This is a genomic window from Rhizobium sp. NZLR10 (genome assembly GCF_019685125.1).
Taxonomy (GTDB): domain Bacteria; phylum Pseudomonadota; class Alphaproteobacteria; order Rhizobiales; family Rhizobiaceae; genus Rhizobium.
Map to the genome: position 1 here is coordinate 34,324 of NZ_JABDWE010000023.1, position 17,632 is coordinate 51,955.

The following is a 17,632-nucleotide window of genomic DNA, read 5'->3' on the forward strand; positions in this document are numbered from 1 at the left end:
AAGCATGCCCCGTCAGCTGCGAAGAAGCCTGCCCGAACACGCAGCAGCAAATTTGGCCGGCCTGGGGAGTAGACGGAACCAATGAACAATTCCGTTGAGAACAGATTTTTTGCGATAGTTTGTGGAGCGCTGCTTGTCTTTGTCGCTCCCCTCTTTGTTCTCTTCCTTTTTCTTTCCTCGGAACGGGCCGACAAGGAAATACGCGATCATATTTCTGTTCTTCTTGTCGCCAATGCCCAGGCGCTGGCAAAGCCGCTCTGGGATCTCGACGAGGAGAGCGTCACCCAGATCAGCGCGACGGTCGTTTCGCAGGGTGCCATCGTCAAAGTCGAGGTGCGCGACCAGTCGGGCCAGCTCGACATCAGTCAGTCCACCATTCCGCGCTCCTTCGACGGCAAGCTCGTCCAGGTGTCGCGTGCCATCATCTACAACACCGTCGACGGTCCGAAGAACCTTGGCTGCATCAGCGTCTATTATCCGGCGCTCGGTCTGTTCTCCGGCCTGAAGCAGGAAGAGGTCGTCTTCATCTCGATCTTCATCTTCGCGGTGCTGACCGTTTTCGGCACCGCGCTGATCGGCAACCGTTTCTTCGTTATCCAGCCGCTGATGCGGCTGACGGCAGCCATCGAGGCCACCCGCCAGCTGGGCTCCCGCCATCATGTCGACTGGCAATCGAACGATGAAATGGGACGGCTTGCCCGCAGCTTCAACGAGATGCAGACCAAGCTTGAAAGCGAGGAGAAGGAGCTGAAGCTCGCCCACCGCCGCGCCACCGACATCTATAATCTGACGCCCGCCATGCTCTTCTCGCTCGACGAGGAAGACCGCATCACCGCCGTCAGCGATTACTGGCTGCTTGCCACAGGATATAACCGCGCCGCCGTCATCGGCCGCAACTTCGCCGATCTGGTCACATCAACCACCCGCGACAAGTTCCTCAAGCGCCGCCAGGCGGATAGCGGCATGACCGTCACCGTCAAGTTCGTCTGCCTGGATGGCCGCATCATGGACGTCCTCATCATGGAATCGGAGGCGGAAGCCGGCGTTCACGACCGCCTCTCGCTATCGGTCATGACCGATGTGACCGAACTCAAGGCCTCCGAAGATCGCAACCACCGCCAGGCGATCACCGACCATTTGACCGGGCTTCTCAATCGCCAGGGCTTCGAAGCCGTCCTCGACAACAAGATCGCCGCCGCCGACGCGGCAGGCCAGGAACTCGCCTGCCTCTTCGTCGATCTCGATCGCTTCAAATGGATCAACGACAATATGGGCCATGCCGCCGGCGACATGGCGCTGATCGAGCTTGTCGAGCGTCTGAAGACCTATCTTGCCCCCTCCGATGAGGCGGCCCGTCTCGGCGGCGACGAATTTGCCATCCTGCTGCCGGCGAAGGACGCCGAAAAACGCGCCAAGGTGATGTGCGAGCAGATCGCCTCGATCTTCGAAACGCCGTTCGCCCCCGACATGCATCTGAGCGCTTCCGTCGGCATCGCCATCTATCCGCACCATGCCGCAACCGCGGCCGAACTGCTGCAGAAATCCGACCTGGCGATGTATGCCAAGAAACGCGACGGCAAGAATGGCGCGCAGCTCTTCGACAACGCGATGCTCGACCGGGCCCGCAGCCGCGCCGAGATCGAGGCCAATATCGAAGCCGGCCTCGTCGACAACTGGTTCGAGGCCTTCCTGCAGCCGATCGTCAATCTGAACGGTCGCGGTATTGCCGGTTTCGAAGCATTGATGCGCCTCAACCATCCGCACAAGGGCTTGATGCCGCCGGCCGAGATCATCAGCGTCGCCGAAGAGACGGCAAAGATCGTCCGCGTCGGCAACGTCATCATGGAAAAGGCGATCTGCAATCTCGCGAAAATCTCCCGCATATCAGGCATGCAGGATACCTATCTCGCCATCAACTTCTCGCCGCTGCAGTTCGAGCCGGCGCTGCCGGCCCGCCTCGCTGCCATCGTCGGTCGCCATGGCATCCGCCCCGAGCGAATCGTCGTCGAGATCACCGAAGCCGTTTTGATGCACGACAACCCGCAGATCCGTATGATCGTCACCGAGCTTCGCCGCTTCGGCTGCCGCATCGCGCTTGACGATTTCGGCACCGGTTATTCGTCGCTGAGCTACCTCAACCGCTTCCCTGTCGACATCATCAAGATCGATCAGTCCTTCACCCGCGCCATCAACGACGGTGATGACGACGTGCGCCAGAAGAGCCGCATGCTGATCGAAGGCATTACCACGCTCTCCCACAAAATGAACTGCACCGTCATCGCCGAGGGCATCGAGACCGAAGAGGAATGCCGCACGCTTCACCAGATGGGGCTTGATTATGGCCAGGGCTACCTCTTCCATCGTCCACAGCATGCAGCCATGCTGATCGAGCAACTGATAGCCTCGGAATCGGCCGTCGCACGCGCCTCATGAAGGAGATGATACGATGAAAAAGCTCCTGCTTCTCGCATGCCTGGCGCTGCCCGGCGCTGCCCATGCGCAAACGGTGACTTTCACCACCGAGGATTATGCCCCCTTCAACTATCGCGAAGGCAAGGAGATCAAGGGCGCGACCGTCGAGCAGGTCGAAAAGTTGATGGCCGCGATCGGCGTTGACTACACAATCGAGGTCATGCCGTGGGCGCGCGCCTTCGGCCTTGCCCGCACGGCGCCGATGACCTGTGTGTTCGCCACCGCCCACAATGGCGCCCGCGACCCGTTGTTCAAATGGGTCGAGCCGCTGCTGATCGATCGCAACATCCTGATCACCCGCAAGGGTTCGGGCGTCACCGCCAATAATCTGGACGAGGCGAAGAAATACACGATCGGCACCCAACGCGAGGATTATACCGAGACGATCCTGAAGGAGAAGGGTTTCACCAAGCTCGATGTCGCCAGCGACTTCAACGCGACGCTACGCAAGCTGCTCGGCGGACGCATCGACATGATGCCGATCTCCGAACTCTATTTCGAAAAGCTGAAGGCCGACCAGCCGGTGGAAATGGTGACCGTACTCTCCGCCCAGCCGATGAGCATCGCCTGCGAGAAAAGCTTTCCGGACGATCTGCTCGCCAGGATGCAGGCTGCCCTCGACAAGCTGATCGCCGATGGCGACCAGAAGCAGATCTTCCTGAAATACGGCATGAACCTGTCGGAGTGATTCTGCTCAACTGGCTCATGCCCTTTCCGCTTGACTTTGCCATCGTTTCGCGGTGGTGAACGTCGGGACGTTCTAGCGAAGAAAGACAGGCCATGCTGATCATCGCGGGTCTCGGCAATCCCGGCAGCAAATACGCCGGCAACCGGCACAATATCGGCTTCATGGCCGTCGACGCCATTCAGCGGCGCCACAGCTTCTCGCACTGGTCGAAGAAGTTCAGGGCCGAAATCGCCGAAGGCGAAGTCGGCGGCGAGAAGGTGCTGCTGATCAAGCCGCAGACCTTTATGAATCTTTCCGGTGAGGCCGTCGGCGAGGCGATGCGCTTCTACAAACTCGAGCCCGCCGACCTTGTGGCGATCTACGACGAACTCGACCTTCCCCCCGGTAAGGCGCGGCTGAAGACCGGCGGCGGCCATGGCGGCCACAACGGCATCAAGTCGCTCGACGCCCATTGCGGCAGGGAATACCGGCGGCTGCGCCTCGGCATCGGCCATCCCGGCGTCAAGGACATGGTGCAGAACCACGTGCTCGGCGATTTCGCCAAGGCCGACAAGGCCTGGCTGGAGCCGCTTCTCGACACGCTTGCCGACAATGCCGACATGCTGGTGCGAAACGAGGATTCGCAGCTGATGAACAAGATCGCGCTGGCGCTCGGCGGCAAGGCCGAGGAGGAAAAGCCGCGGAAGGCGAACAAGACGACCGAAAAGAAGCCGGCCGGCCAGTCGCATATCCACCAGGCCCGCAATCACAATCAGCCGAAGCTCCTGACCACTGGTCCGATGGCCGATATTCTGAAGAAGATGTTCGGCAACAAGGGAGAATGAGACTGGTGCCGGAGCGGAATGTCGCCATCCGCGCCGCCGTTGCAAGCGATCTACCGGGACTGACCCTCCTCTATCGGCATTTGAACCCGGCCGATCCGGTTCTCGACAAAGCCATGGCCGAAGAACGCTTCTCCGCCATCCTCGCTCAGCCCGGAATGACTGTTTTCATCGGCTTTGCCGGCGATCTCGCCGCTGCCACCGCCACCCTGATCGTCGTGCCGAATCTGACGCGGAACGGCGCCTCCTATGCGCTGATCGAAAACGTCGTCACCCATGCCGGTCACCGCCAGTGCGGTTATGCCGGCAGCGTCATCGGCCATGCGGTGACTGAGGCCTGGAAGGCCGGCTGTTACAAGGTGATGCTGCTCACCGGCTCGACCAACCCGGCAACGCATCGCTTCTACGAAAACTGCGGCTTCGTGCGAGGTAAGACCGGCTTTCAGATCCGCCGGCCCTGAATCCGAACTTATTCCTCCGGCTCCGTCGTGAACATCAACGGAAAGCCCATTTCCTTCGCAAGGTCTATGCCCTCCTTGGCCTTGGTCTCGGCAATATCCCTGGCGCAGACCACGACCACGCAGGAGCCGAGCTTGTGCGCGGTCATCATCACCCGGTAGCCAGTCTCCTCGCTCATACGGAAGACTGACTTCAGGATCATAATGACCAATTCGCGCGGGGTATAATCGTCATTGACGAGAATGACTTTGTAGAGCTTCGGCTTGTCCAGCTTCAGCTTCACCTTGGTCTTCGGCTTAAGGGCTATGTCATTGTCACTCATCGGAAAAATCCACCCGTTGACATGGGTCAGGAAATGTCAAGACCATTGAATCATTGTCGATGACGAGTTTTCGACAGGCCGTCGCCGCAATTCCCAGTTTGAATGCAGCAGCGCCAGTCTGGCATCGAGAGGGTCAATTGGGTGACCGGCATACTGACGACATCCGCCGAGCGTCGAAATCCCCGTCGCCATCAAGAATAGGTCAGCACCGATCCATCGGCAAGTGAGCAAGGTAAAAGCTCTCTAAGACTTGACCACATTGCTCCTTTATCCCATAGGCACCAGCAACGAATTTAAGAACAGCAGGTATTCGCCATGGGTTTCAAATGCGGCATCGTCGGTCTGCCGAACGTCGGCAAATCAACCCTCTTCAACGCGCTCACCAAGACGGCCGCGGCACAGGCGGCGAACTATCCCTTCTGCACTATCGAGCCGAACACTGGTGAAGTCGCCGTGCCCGATCCGCGCATGCGCAAGCTTGCCGACATCGCCAAGTCGAAGGAGCTGATCCCGACCCGGATCTCCTTCGTCGACATCGCCGGCCTAGTGCGCGGCGCCTCGAAGGGTGAAGGTCTCGGCAACCAGTTCCTCGCCAATATCCGCGAAGTCGATGCCATCGTCCATGTGCTGCGCTGCTTCGAAGACAGCGACATCACCCATGTCGAAGGCCGCATCAACCCTGTCGCCGATGCCGAGACGATCGAGACCGAGCTGATGCTCGCCGACCTCGAAAGCCTGGAGCGTCGCACCGAGCAGACGCGCAAGCGCGCCATTGGCAAGGACAAGGAATCGATGGCGATGCTGCCGATCATGGACGCGTCGCTCAAGCTGCTCAACGAAGGCAAGCCGGTGCGCACGCTGCTGTCGACGCTCGATGCCGAGGAAATCGCAATCCTCAAGAGCCTCAACCTTTTGACCTCGCATCCTGTGCTCTACGTCTGCAACGTCGCCGAGGCCGAGGCTTCGACCGGCAATGAATTCACCGAGGCAGTCGCCGTCATGGCTCGGGAACAGCGTGCCGAAATCGTTGTCATCTCGGCGGCGATCGAGGCTGAGGTCGCTCAGCTTCCCGAGGATGAGGCCAAGGAATTCCTCTCCGCCCTCGACCTTGACGAGGCCGGCCTCGACCGGCTGATCCGCGCTGGTTACAAGCTGCTCCACCTCATCACCTATTTCACCGTCGGCCCGAAGGAAACGCGTGCCTGGACGATCGAGCGCGGCACCAAGGCGCCGCAGGCCGCCGGCGTCATCCATTCGGATTTCGAGCGCGGCTTCATCCGCGCCAACACCATCGCCTATGACGACTACATCAAATTCAACGGCGAAGTCGGCGCCAAGGATGCCGGCAAGGCGCGTGACGAAGGCAAGGAATACGTCGTCCAGGACGGCGACGTCATCCACTTCCGCTTCAACACCTAAGTGAAAACGCTGCCGCCTTAGCCTTAACCCGGCGGCAGTCGGTTTGCGATTGCCGGCGGCAGTGCACGCAGCACCAGCCGCCGAAGTGGCATCCAACCGGTGCCGATGATTAATACGATTGCGCCGACGACAATCAGCGTCGAGAAGATATAGGTGTCGGCTGTGGCGCTTCCCTGCCGGAAGACGCTGAAGATCGCCACGCCGAGCGACAGCAGCCCTGATGTCACGAAGGCGCGCCGGTCGATGATGAGACCGATCAGCATCAGCGCCGTCACCGTCGCAACGACTGCAGGTGTCCGCGCCGACATGTTCGCGACGTCGAAGATATGGACGTCTCCCCCGAACGACAGCAGGGAAACCGTGCTGTAGAGCAGCGCCGGCGCGGCGCCGAGATGTAGCCAGAAAGCGATGTCGGAACGCGTCGTCCGTCGCAGCCGGTCGCCGAGATCGAAATAGAGCGCCATGGCAAACAGTCCGAGCGCGCAGATAAGGGCAAGCAGCGCCAACGCGACGGGATGATCGAGGAAAAACGCAGGATTGCTGCTCGCCCATTGCACCAGCCGCAAAAGCAGAGTGAGGACGAAAGCAAGCACCGACATGATGCAGAGCGCAAGCGACAGCGGCACGCGATACCGGACATAATAAGCGCCGAGGATGATCGGGAGGCCGGCGACGAACTGCGTCGCCTCCGCTCCGAAAGATTGGGAGGTCGGCGTCCACGGCGGGAAGAAACGGAACATCAGCAGGCATGTCCAGCAGAACAGCGCGATCGTCAGGCTGACGGCCGGCAGGGCAAGCCGCTGGCGGTGCACCAGGATTTCCGAAAGCACGATGATGGCAGGCAGCACGGCATAAAGTGCGGCAAGCCCCCAGAGGCCGCAAAGCGCCACGATAACGCCGATGGTGATCAGCACGTCGTGGAAGCCGCGCACGAAACGCGGCGTCTCTGTGTCCGACCATGCCTGCCCCTGCGCCGCCACGGCCGGCTGCCCCTCGGCAACGCCGATGGCGTGCCCGACGACGGCGACGCCGCGCTCGCTCAGAAATGGCAAAAGCCGCCCGCCCGCCTCCGGCGAAATCAGCCCTTCGCGCGCTGCCTCGTCGAGTATCGACCTTAGTTCAGTCATGCCGGTTTATCTCCCCGGAATCATTGAGCCCGCGCGGATGCTATTGTAAGCACTAGAGCAAGACGCCGAAAAGTGTAAGCGGTTTTCTTATGACATCATGCTCTAACTCTTTAATTTAGAACAGGAATCAGATTTTAGGCCGACCTGCCTAAAACATCCTGTTCTAGGCGCTGCATATGGCGGAGGTACGAATGACGGCAGAAAAGCTTTCCCTAGAGGATTTCCAGCCCGGCCGCCGCTTCGCCCTCGGTCCAAAGCTGGTGTTGGCCGAGGAAATCATCGAGTTTGCGCGGGAATTCGATCAGCAGCCCATGCATCTCGACGAGGCTGCCGGCCGCGCCAGCATTCTAGGCGGGCTCGCGGCCTCCGGCTGGCATACCTCTTCGATGCTCATGCGCATGATGGCCGACAGCTATATCCTGAACGCGCTCTGCGAGGGTGCGCCGGGCATAGACCTGATGGAATGGCGCAAGCCGGTGCTGGCAGGCGACACGCTGCAAGGCCACTCGACCGTGCTCGAAGCCCGGCCGATGCGCTCGCGCTCCGGAATGGGCATCGTCAAGTTCCGTCACGAGATGGAAAACCAGCGCGGCGAACTCGTTTGTCTCTCGGAGAATTCGGTCATGATCCGAATGCACCCCGGCCTCACTGACATCAGCATCAGCCCGGAGACATCAGCATGAGAATGTCCGAGCTTTGCGCCGTCGGCGAGAAGGCCGAGATCGGCAGCTACACCTTCACCGAGGAAAACATCATCCGCTTCGCGACGCGCTTCGATCCGCAGCGTTTTCACGTCGACAAGGAAGCAGCCAAGGATACCCTCTTCGGCGGCCTTTGCGCTTCGGGATGGCACACCACCGCCGCCTGGATGCGGACCTTCCTCGCCTTCTGGAAAAGCCAGAGCGTCGCCCTCGCACAAAGAGGCATGACGGCTCCGAACCTCGGCCCTTCACCCGGCTTCCAGAAACTGCAATGGCTGCGGCCGATCTTCCCAGGCGACGTCGTGACCTATTCCGTCACCCTCCTTTCCAGCCGGCCGCTCGCGTCGCGGCCGGGCTGGCACCTCAACACCATCCTCTGCGAGGGCGCCAATCAGAACGGCGATCCCGTCATGCGCTTCGAAAGCGGCGTCTTGGAATTCGACTGACGCCGCGTGCGGAATGCCGGGTCAATGGCCGGAGAATTCGACCAGGGTGTGAACGACGACGCCGAGCTCTTCCAGCTTCTTGCGACCCCCAAGGTCCGGCAGGTCGATAACGAAGCAGGCGCCGACCACTTCCGCGCCGATCTGGCGCAGCAGCTTCGTGGCACCCACCGCCGTGCCGCCGGTTGCAATCAGGTCGTCGACCAGGATCACCTTCTCGCCGGGCTGCACCGCATCGCGGTGCATCTCCATCTCGTCGACGCCATATTCCAGGCTGTAGGCAATGCGCACGGTCTCGTGCGGCAGCTTGCCCTTTTTGCGGATCGGCACGAAGCCGGAGGAAAGCTGATGCGCCACCGCACCGCCGAGAATGAAGCCGCGCGCCTCCATGCCGGCAATCTTGTCGATTTTCGTGCCTGCATAGGGCTGCACGAGTTCGTCGACCGCCCGGCGGAAAGCGCGGGGGTTGCCGAGCAGCGTGGTGATGTCCCGAAAGATGATGCCGGGCTTGGGGTAGTCGTGGATGGAGCGGATGCTGGCGGCCAGCTCCGAAGTCATATTCTTGTCCATCGAAAGTCCATATCTGCGAGCGAAATTCGCCGCACCCTATCAATTGCCAGGGGCGGAACCAACAAAAAAGGCGGCTCGCAAGCCGCCTCTAAGATTCCGGCAAGGAGCGCTCAATGCTCTTTGTTGGCGTAGACCGAACGCTTCGTCAGGTAGATCAGCACCGTGAAGATCGCCAGGAAGATCATGACCATGAAGCCGGTGCGCTTGCGCTCCTCAAGATGCGGCTCGGCGGCCCACATCAGGAAGGAGGAGACGTCCTTGGAATACTGGTCGACGGTCTGCGGTGCGCCGTCGTCATAGGTCACCTGGCCATCGGAGAGCGGCTTCGGCATGGCGAGGACGGCAGCGGCATGGAAATACGGGTTATAATGTCCGCCCTGCGGCACTTGGAAACCGGCCGGCGGCTCTTCATAGCCGGTCAACAGCGCGTGGATATAGTCCGGGCCGTTTTCCTGATACTGCGTGAAGACGTCGAAGACGAATTGCGGGAAGCCGCGCTCGACTTCGCGGGCTTTGGCGATCAGCGAAAAATCAGGCGGAGCCGCACCGTTGTTGGAAGCGGCAGCCGCCTCCGCATTGGCGAAAGGCGCCGGGAAGTGGTCGGAAGGGACCGCCTTGCGGGTAAACATCTCGCCGGCCGCATTCGGGCCGTCCTGGACTTCGTAGTTCGCGGCGAAAGCTTTCACCTGCCCCTCGTTGTAGCCGAGCTCGTCGAGCATGCGGAAAGGCACGAGGTTCATCGAATGGCAGGCGGAACAGACTTCGGTGTAGACCTTGAGGCCGCGCTGAAGCTGAGCCTTGTCGTAATGGCCGAACGGACCGGCGAAAGTCCATTCCTCCTCCTTCGGCTCCTTCAGCGGATAGTGCGGCGTCGCACTTTCCGCGTGATGGGCAGGAGCAGCACCGTTGGCGGGCGTCGCTTCCTGGGCGACGGCGGCGCTGCCGAGAACAGCAGCGACTGCGAGCGAAAGAATGCTTGCAACAAGCGTTTTCATGTTTTTGTTCCCTTCCGCCGCGCGCTTACGCATTGGCCGCCGCACTGGCGGCAGCTGTCTTGTTGCGCTTTTCGAGCACCGCTTCGGTGATCGAGTTCGGGATGCGGCGCGGCGTTTCCACCAGGCCGAGAACTGGCATGGCGACCAGGAAGAAAGCGAAGTAGAGAAGCGTGCAGATCTGCGAAATCGTGGTGAACAGGCCTTCCGCCGGTTGCGAACCCAGCCAGCCGAGGATGATCGCGTTGATCACGAACAGCCAGTAGAACAGCTTGTACCAGGGACGGTAGACCGCCGAGCGGACCTTCGAGGTATCGAGCCAGGGCAGGAAGAACAGCACGATGATCGCACCGAACATCACCAGCACGCCGCCGAGCTTGGAGTCGATCGGGCCGACGTTGAAGGTGATCGAACGCAGCATCGCGTAGAACGGCAGGAAGTACCATTCCGGAACGATGTGGGCCGGTGTCTTCAACGGGTCGGCCGGGATGTAGTTGTCGGCATGGCCGAGGAAGTTCGGCAGGTAGAAGACGAAATAGGCATAGACCAGCAGGAAGATTGAGACGCCGAGCGCATCCTTCATCGTCGCATAGGGCGTGAAGCGCACGGTGTCCGTCTTCGTCTTGACCTCGACGCCCGTCGGGTTGGTCTGGCCGACGACGTGCAGCGCCCAGATATGCAGGACGACGACGCCGGCGATCATGAAGGGCAGCAGGTAATGCAGCGAGAAGAAGCGGTTCAGCGTCGGCTGATCGACGGCGAAGCCGCCCAGCAGAAACTGCTGGATCCATTCGCCGACCAGCGGGAAGGCCGAGAAGAAGCCGGTAATGACGGTCGCGCCCCAGAAGGACATCTGCCCCCACGGCAGAACGTAGCCCATGAAGCCGGTCGCCATCATCAGCAGGTAGATGACCACGCCGAGGATCCAGAGGATTTCGCGCGGTGCCTTGTAGGAACCGTAATAGAGGCCGCGGGCGATGTGCAGATAGACGGCGACGAAGAAGAAGGAGGCGCCGTTGGCATGCATATAGCGCAGCATCCAGCCATGATTGACGTCACGCATGATCTTTTCAACGGAGTTGAAGGCGATCGTCGTGTCGGCGGCATAGTGCATGGCCAGCACCACGCCCGTCAGGATCTGCACGATCAGCATGACGGCGAGCATGGCGCCGAATGTATAGGCGTAGTTCAGGTTCCTGGGAACCGGATAGGCGATGAAGCTGTCATAGACCATGCGCGGCAAAGGCAGGCGCGCATCGACCCATTTCTCAAGGCCGGTTGATGGCTCGTAGCTGGAATGGCCACTCATTAATCAGTCTCCCCTCAACCGATCTTGATCTTGGTATCGGATATAAATGAAAAGGTCGGAATCGCCAGGTTCTGCGGCGCAGGACCCTTACGGATGCGGCCGGCCGTATCGTAGACCGAGCCATGGCAGGGACAGAACCAACCATTGTATTCGCCGGCCTGGCCGAGCGGCACGCAGCCGAGATGGGTGCAGGTGCCGATCATGACGATCCAGTTTTCCTTGTCCTTGCCACCTGAACGGTCGACACCCGTTGCCTGAGCTTCGGGCGGCAGATTGGCATTGCGGGCGATCGGATCCTTGAGGTCCGCCAGCGCAACATCGGCGGCGGCCTTCACTTCTTCAGCCGTGCGGTTGCGGATGAAGATCGGCTTGCCGCGCCACTTGACCGTCAGCGACATGCCGGGCTCGAGGCTCGCAACATCGACTTCGATGGAGGCCAGCGCCAGCGTCGACGCATCCGGGCGCATTTGGTCGACGAACGGCCAGGCAACCGCGACGGCGCCGACAGCACCTGCCATACCAGTGGTGAGATAAAGGAAATCACGGCGAGTAGGCTCTGTTGAAGCCTCGCTTGTCGTTACGTGTTCGCTCACGGCCTAACCATCCTCTGCGCAATTATCGCGGAATTCCGCCCTGCCCCCTCTGCCGGCGAATCGATCCAGACACAATTCGGCCATAGATTCCCCGGCAATCCGGCGCGTTCTAAGCTTGATCGCAAATTATGTCCAGCCTTGGCAAGGGGAAGAGGGCACAATGTCGCGGGAATTTCCGATGAATTTTTTAAGGCAAACACGAGCTTGCGATTATGTTGCATTGCAACAAAAATGCCGCCGTGATAGGCGCAGTCGCAATCACGCCAGCGAGCCGGACCGGAGCGGATGAGAGACACGATTTTCTGCGTATTCAGCGTTCTCACAACCCTGGTTCTCACCATCGTCTCACTGCGATACGTTAGCAACTTCTATCTGCTTTCTCTCTTTTACAGTTTCCAGATCCATCTGGCGGTGGCAGCAGCGGCAGCGTCGATCGCAGCCTTTCTCGTCAAGCGGCACTGGTATGCGCTGCTGACGCTCGCCGTATCCGCGGTCCTTGCCGTCCATGGTGTGGTGATGACGCGCGAATTCGTCGAGCCCGCCGTCGCCGAAGGCCGCCCGGCCCTCTTCAAGCTGATGTCTTTCAATATCGAGAATGATAATTTCGCCAACGGCGCAGCAATCGCCGATATGGCCATCGCCTCGGGTGCCGACGTCGTCAGCATCCTGGAGGCCGAACCGCTGCTGTCGGAACTGCCGCGGTTATTGAAGACCTATCCCTATTACGTCGGCTGTGGTGTCGGCGTGCAGGAATGCGATACGCTGGTGCTGTCGAAGCGCCCGCTCATCAAACCTCGCATCCGCAACCTCGGGCTGCTCTGGCGCAACCGGCTGACGATCTCGACGATCGACTTCGACGGCCAGAAGATCAATTTCCTCGCCGCGCACCTGACCAAACCTTATTACGACGAATTCCATGGCCTGGAAATCGAAGATCTCACGGAGATTATTCCCTCACTGCCGGGACCGCTCGTTCTTGCCGGTGATTTCAACACGTCGATTCTGGCGCCCGACGTGCAGTATCTCATGCGCAGCCAAGGCTTGGGCACGGTATCGCTGGAGCCGGCGACATGGCCGATCGCCGCAGGCGCCTTCGGCATTCCGATTGATCACGTCTTCAGCAGGGCGCCCCTGCGGCTGAAATCGGTCCGCCGCATCGGGGACAGTTTCGGTTCAAATCATTTTGGCCTCATGGCGGAATTCGTCGTCGACCCTTGAGCCCACGTCTTCGTCCGCCGCGAGGAAGCCGCCGGACTGGCGCGCCCAGAGCTCGGCATAGAGCCCGCCGCGGCGAAGCAGTTGGTCATGGCTGCCCTCCTCGATGATCCGGCCGAGATCAACAACGATCAGCCGGTCGAGTGCTGCAATCGTCGACAGCCGGTGGGCGATCGCAAGCACCGTTTTGCCTTCCATGATCCGATGGAGATTGGATTGGATCGCTTCCTCCACTTCCGAATCGAGGGCCGACGTCGCTTCGTCGAGGACGAGGATCGGAGCGTCCTTGAGCATGACGCGGGCAATGGCGATGCGCTGCCGCTGTCCGCCTGACAGTTTGACACCGCGTTCGCCGACATGCGCATCGAAACCTCTACGGCCCTGCTGATCCTGCAGCCGCTCGATAAAGTCGATGGCTTCGGCACGCCTGGCCGCCTCGACCAACCGCTCCTCACCGGCATCCGGCCGTCCGAACAGGATATTGTCGCGCACCGAACGATGCAGCAGCGAGGTGTCCTGGCTGACGACGCCGATCTGCATCCTGAGAGATTCCTGCGTCACGGCCGCAATATCCTGGCCGTCGATGAGAATGCGACCATCCTGAATGTCGTAGAGGCGCAGCAGCAGGTTCATCAGCGTCGATTTTCCCGCCCCCGAACGGCCGACGATCCCGACCTTTTCGCCCGGTTGGATGGTCAGTGAGAAATTCTCGACGACCGGCAGGTGACCCTTGCCGTAGCGGAAGGAAACATTGTCGAAGCGGATGCCGGGCTGCCGGATCAGCAGGCTCTTCGCATCCGGCCGATCGACGAGCCCCAGAGGTTGGGATATCAGCTCGGCGGCGTTCTGAATGGTGCCGAGATTGCGCATGATACCGTTAAACTGCGTCATCAGCCGCCCGAGCAGGAAATTCAGCCTGAGCACCAGCGCCAAAGAAAATGCCACGGCACCGGAGCTGATCAGGCCGCGCAGCCAGAGATCGACGCTCAGCCCCGCCATCGTTACAATCATCAGGCCGGAGAGCAGCGCCATCGAGGCCCTGACGCCGGTGATGAACCGCGTGAAACGCAGAACCGTATCCTGAAAGATATCGAAGCCCTGCCGCATGTATCGGTCGCTTTCCTCGTCGCGCGCAAACAGCTTCAGCGTCTGCATGTTGCTGTAGGAATCGACCATTCGGCCGTTCAGCATCGATCCGGCCTCCGCTGTTTCGCGGGAATGAAGGCGGATCCGCGGAACGAAATGACGGGCAAGCAGGCCGAAGGCGCCAAGCCAGAACAGCACGACGGCGGCAAGGGAAAAGTCCAGCCGGGCGACGAGCACCAGCGTCGTCACGGCATAAATTCCGACGAACCAGACGCTTTCCATCAGCGAAGTGACGAGATCCCCGGTTGCCTGCCCGGCCGACCAGACCTTGGTAACGATGCGTCCGGAGAAATCGCTCTGGAAGAACGATAAAGACTGCCTGGAGACATGGAGATAGGATTGCCAACGTGCTAGATTGTAGAAACCCGGCGTGATCACCTGCTGATCGACGAGCGCGATCAGGAAGGCGACGACGAAACGCACGAGCCCGATGAGCGCGAGCATGCCGAACAGCTCGCCGCCATGGGCTGCGAGAAGACCGCTCCAGCCGGCGCCGGGCCTGATACTGCCAAGGATATCGACGAGCCGGCCGACGAACCAGAAAAGTGCGGCCTCGATGGCCGCCGATGTGCCGCCGAGAATGAGCATGGCGACGAACGGCATCTTCGCCTGGCCGATATAGAACCGGATGAAACCGAGCGTCGAGCCCGGCGGCTGAAGATTGGCGCGCGGACCGAACGGATCGATCCAGGTTTCGAACAGGCGAAGGATGGGGCGCAGGAACATGGAAGCGATATAGGCGGATTGAGCCGAGCGGCAAAGGGAATGAAAAGCGGACGCAACCTTATATTTTGGTAATGAACGATAACATCGGCGGCATCGCCATTGATTACCCCCGAACCCGTCACAATCTGACGATACGATCGCACTTCACCGGAGAGTATCCATGGAAACGAAAATGCTCGATGTGCATATTCCGCTTCCGCTCGCGGAAAGGCTCGATGCCCTGGCTCTCGACCTGGCATTGCCGCGCGACGAAATCGTCACCGAGGCCGTTACCGCCTGGCTCGACCAGGAGGAGCGCCGCCGCATCGTCGCGCTGCGCACCCTCGCCGCCGCCAACACCATCATCCTCGTCGAACATGACCGCGTCATCGACTGGGCCGACAGCCTGTGAATGGACGGGGCGGCCGTCGGCAGTCCCCAATACCGTTGGCAACCACAAAGTAGCCAGGATAGGAATTCAAAAGGCCTTACCCGCTTCCGCCGGGAGGGCCCTTTATCATTCCGCCGCCTCTTCCGCCTCTTCGGCGTGATCGGAGAGGAAGCCGCCGGACTGGCGGTTCCAGAGGTCGGCATAGATGCCGCGTCCTTCGACGAGTTCGGCATGCGAACCGGCCTCGACGATTCGGCCCTTGTCGAGCACGATCAGCCGGTCCATCTCCGTCAACGTCGACAGCCGGTGAGCGATCGCGATTACCGTCTTGCCCTCCATCAGGGCAAACAGGTTTTCCTGGATCGCCGCCTCGACTTCGGAATCGAGCGCCGAGGTCGCCTCGTCGAGCACCAGGATCGGCGCGTCCTTAAGGAAAACGCGGGCGATCGCGACGCGCTGCCGCTGGCCGCCGGAGAGCTTGACGCCGCGTTCGCCGACCTGAGCGTCAAGCCCCTCGCGGCCTTGCATGTCGACGAGCCCTTCGATGAACTCCCAGGCATTGGCGCGCTTGGCGGCCTCGATGATCTCGACGTCCGAGGCATCGGGACGGCCGTAGGCGATGTTGTCGCGGATCGAGCGATGCAGCAGCGAGGTATCCTGCGTCACCACGCCGATCAGCGAGCGCAGGCTTTCTTGCGAGACGCCGGCGATGTCCTGCCCGTCGATAGTGATGCGCCCACTCTCCAGGTCGTAGAAGCGCAGCAACAGGTTCATCAGCGTCGTCTTGCCGGCGCCGGAGCGGCCGACGAGACCGACCTTCTCGCCCGCCTTGATGTCGAGTGACAGGTTGTCGATGACACCCTTGCTCTTGCCGTAGTGGAAGCGGATGCGGTCGTAGTGGATCGCGCCCTTCTTCGCCGTCAAACTGGGAGCGCCCGGCTTGTCGACGATGTCGTGCTGTTTGCTCATCATCTCCATGCCGTCATAGACCGTGCCGATATTCTCGAACAGCGCCGAGACTTCCCACATGATCCATTGCGACATACCGTTGACGCGCATCGCAAGTCCGATGGCGATGGCGATGGCTCCGACCGAGATCGCGCCGTTCAGCCAGAACCAGATCGACAGACCGGAGATGACGAAGAGCGCGACACAGTTGTTCAGATAGACGCTGATGTGGAAGAGTGTCACCTTGCGCATCTGCTTGTGCACCGTCTGCAGGAACTCGTCCATGCCCTCCTTGGCATAGACCTCCTCGCGGCCGGCATGCGAAAACAGCTTGACGGTGGCGATATTCGTATAGCTGTCGACCACGCGCCCCGTCATCATCGAGCGCGCATCCGCCTGCGTCGCAGCGATCTTGCGAAGCCGCGGCACGAAATAGGCGACGATGCCGATGTAGACGGCGAGCCAGACGAGGATCGGGATCATCAGCCGCCAGTCTGCCGCCGCAATGACGATGATCATCGTCAGGAAGTAGGTCACAACGTAGACGAAGACGTCGAGGATCTTCATCACCGTTTCGCGCACGGCAAGCGAGGTCTGCATGACCTTGGTCGCCACGCGCCCGGCAAACTCATTGGCGAAGAACGTCATGCTGTGGCGCAGCAGGAAGCGGTGCATCTGCCAGCGTGCAATCATCGGATAGTTACCGAGCATCATCTGATGCATGATCAGAGAATCGAGCCCCGCCGTCAGCGGCAGACCGATCAGCACCAGCGCCGCCATCCAGAAAAGCTTGTGGCCCTCCCTGTCCAGGAAGTTGGCGCGATCGGCATTGGTCAGCCAGTCGACGATGTCGCCGAGGAACTGGAAGAGCGCCACTTCGCCGACGGCGATCAGCGCGGTCAACAGGGCCATCAGTCCGAGCCATGGCGCCGCCGGTTTGCTGTAGTGCCAGCAAAAGGCAAAGAGACCCTTCGGCGGAGCAACGGGCTCCTCGCTTGGAAAGGGATTGAGTCGCTGTTCGAACCAGCCAAACATGAAATTGCTCCGAAACGTCAGCGTTCCGGCTCCCGGCTTCGCGCCATCCCAGCGCATGCAAGCACATATGGGAACCGAACGTTCAAGGGGCGAGGCTGAAACAGCCGCACAAAGGATCAAAAAGAGGGATTCAAGAAGAAATGCGCCCTAGCGGCGCCGCGTCGCCTTGGACGGCATCACGGCGGGAAAGCGCATATCGAGCAAAATATTCATGACGGCCCTCCCTGCTGGCGACTGAAGACATGCATGGATAACGCGAAAATCGCGAAATTTCCA

At 60.6% G+C, this 17,632-nt stretch carries 17 protein-coding genes; 9 read left to right on the plus strand and 8 right to left on the minus strand.

Annotation, left to right across the window (positions count from 1 at the left end; genetic code table 11):
• Positions 1-81: 81 nt before the first annotated feature.
• The 4 genes from HJB82_RS27725 to HJB82_RS27740 all read left to right on the plus strand — a co-directional run bounded on the left by HJB82_RS27725 (position 82) and on the right by HJB82_RS27740 (position 4,442).
• Positions 82-2,433: an EAL domain-containing protein gene (locus tag HJB82_RS27725; RefSeq protein WP_221142093.1), complete on the plus strand. Its 2,352-nt coding sequence runs from the start codon at positions 82-84 to the stop codon at positions 2,431-2,433.
• 13 nt (positions 2,434-2,446) lie between these two features.
• Positions 2,447-3,160 (plus strand): ABC transporter substrate-binding protein, encoded by a 714-nt coding sequence (locus HJB82_RS27730; protein ID WP_207581286.1) that lies wholly within the window; start codon positions 2,447-2,449, stop codon positions 3,158-3,160.
• A gap of 92 nt (positions 3,161-3,252) precedes the next feature.
• Positions 3,253-3,984 (plus strand): aminoacyl-tRNA hydrolase, encoded by a 732-nt coding sequence (pth, locus tag HJB82_RS27735; protein ID WP_221115858.1) that lies wholly within the window; start codon positions 3,253-3,255, stop codon positions 3,982-3,984.
• On the plus strand, positions 3,981-4,442 hold the full coding sequence (locus HJB82_RS27740) for a GNAT family N-acetyltransferase (protein ID WP_207581288.1): 462 nt from the start codon (positions 3,981-3,983) through the stop codon (positions 4,440-4,442). Before pth ends, HJB82_RS27740 begins: the two co-directional genes overlap by 4 nt.
• 8 nt (positions 4,443-4,450) lie before the next feature.
• On the opposite strand, the gene clpS is transcribed toward HJB82_RS27740, so the two are convergent.
• The gene (gene clpS / locus HJB82_RS27745; protein WP_207581289.1) at positions 4,451-4,762 is read right to left on the minus strand and encodes an ATP-dependent Clp protease adapter ClpS; all 312 of its coding nucleotides are present in this window, start codon (positions 4,760-4,762) and stop codon (positions 4,451-4,453) included.
• Between the two features lie 315 nt (positions 4,763-5,077).
• Between clpS and ychF the strand changes: the two genes are divergently transcribed.
• On the plus strand, positions 5,078-6,181 hold the full coding sequence (ychF, locus tag HJB82_RS27750) for a redox-regulated ATPase YchF (protein ID WP_221142095.1): 1,104 nt from the start codon (positions 5,078-5,080) through the stop codon (positions 6,179-6,181).
• Positions 6,182-6,204: 23 nt separating this feature from the next.
• On the opposite strand, the gene HJB82_RS27755 is transcribed toward ychF, so the two are convergent.
• Positions 6,205-7,308 (minus strand): hypothetical protein, encoded by a 1,104-nt coding sequence (locus tag HJB82_RS27755; protein ID WP_221142097.1) that lies wholly within the window; start codon positions 7,306-7,308, stop codon positions 6,205-6,207.
• A 191-nt stretch (positions 7,309-7,499) separates the two neighbouring features.
• On the opposite strand from HJB82_RS27755, the gene HJB82_RS27760 reads away from it, so the two are divergent.
• Both HJB82_RS27760 and HJB82_RS27765 read left to right on the plus strand, forming a co-directional pair.
• Positions 7,500-7,991 carry a MaoC family dehydratase gene (locus tag HJB82_RS27760; RefSeq protein ID WP_207581292.1) on the plus strand — a complete coding sequence of 164 codons (492 nt, stop codon included), beginning with the start codon at positions 7,500-7,502 and terminating at the stop codon, positions 7,989-7,991.
• The gene (locus HJB82_RS27765; protein WP_207581293.1) at positions 7,988-8,455 is read left to right on the plus strand and encodes a MaoC family dehydratase; all 468 of its coding nucleotides are present in this window, start codon (positions 7,988-7,990) and stop codon (positions 8,453-8,455) included. Before HJB82_RS27760 ends, HJB82_RS27765 begins: the two co-directional genes overlap by 4 nt.
• 21 nt (positions 8,456-8,476) lie before the next feature.
• Here the strand turns inward: HJB82_RS27765 and HJB82_RS27770 are convergent, their stop codons facing one another.
• The 4 genes from HJB82_RS27770 to petA all read right to left on the minus strand — a co-directional run bounded on the left by HJB82_RS27770 (position 8,477) and on the right by petA (position 11,916).
• Positions 8,477-9,022: an adenine phosphoribosyltransferase gene (locus HJB82_RS27770; protein ID WP_207581294.1), complete on the minus strand. Its 546-nt coding sequence runs from the start codon at positions 9,020-9,022 to the stop codon at positions 8,477-8,479.
• Between the two features lie 110 nt (positions 9,023-9,132).
• Complete coding sequence (locus HJB82_RS27775) at positions 9,133-10,017, minus strand: cytochrome c1 (RefSeq protein ID WP_207581295.1); 885 nt, start codon at positions 10,015-10,017, stop codon at positions 9,133-9,135.
• A gap of 25 nt (positions 10,018-10,042) precedes the next feature.
• Positions 10,043-11,323: a cytochrome b N-terminal domain-containing protein gene (locus tag HJB82_RS27780; protein ID WP_207581296.1), complete on the minus strand. Its 1,281-nt coding sequence runs from the start codon at positions 11,321-11,323 to the stop codon at positions 10,043-10,045.
• A 14-nt stretch (positions 11,324-11,337) separates the two neighbouring features.
• Complete coding sequence (gene petA, locus HJB82_RS27785; RefSeq protein WP_207581297.1) at positions 11,338-11,916, minus strand: ubiquinol-cytochrome c reductase iron-sulfur subunit; 579 nt, start codon at positions 11,914-11,916, stop codon at positions 11,338-11,340.
• Between the two features lie 285 nt (positions 11,917-12,201).
• Here petA and HJB82_RS27790 point away from each other — a divergent pair, with 285 nt between their 5' ends.
• Complete coding sequence (locus tag HJB82_RS27790; RefSeq protein WP_221142099.1) at positions 12,202-13,134, plus strand: endonuclease/exonuclease/phosphatase family protein; 933 nt, start codon at positions 12,202-12,204, stop codon at positions 13,132-13,134.
• On the opposite strand, the gene HJB82_RS27795 is transcribed toward HJB82_RS27790, so the two are convergent.
• The gene (locus HJB82_RS27795) at positions 13,090-15,003 is read right to left on the minus strand and encodes an ABC transporter ATP-binding protein (protein ID WP_207581299.1); all 1,914 of its coding nucleotides are present in this window, start codon (positions 15,001-15,003) and stop codon (positions 13,090-13,092) included. The genes HJB82_RS27790 and HJB82_RS27795 overlap by 45 nt on opposite strands.
• Before the next feature lie 160 nt (positions 15,004-15,163).
• Here HJB82_RS27795 and HJB82_RS27800 point away from each other — a divergent pair, with 160 nt between their 5' ends.
• Positions 15,164-15,394, plus strand: a complete 231-nt coding sequence (locus HJB82_RS27800; RefSeq protein ID WP_207581300.1) for a ribbon-helix-helix protein, CopG family — start codon at positions 15,164-15,166, stop codon at positions 15,392-15,394.
• A gap of 105 nt (positions 15,395-15,499) precedes the next feature.
• Here HJB82_RS27800 and HJB82_RS27805 read toward each other — a convergent pair whose 3' ends face one another.
• Positions 15,500-17,356 carry an ABC transporter ATP-binding protein gene (locus tag HJB82_RS27805; protein WP_207581301.1) on the minus strand — a complete coding sequence of 619 codons (1,857 nt, stop codon included), beginning with the start codon at positions 17,354-17,356 and terminating at the stop codon, positions 15,500-15,502.
• Between the last annotated feature and the right edge of the window lie 276 nt (positions 17,357-17,632).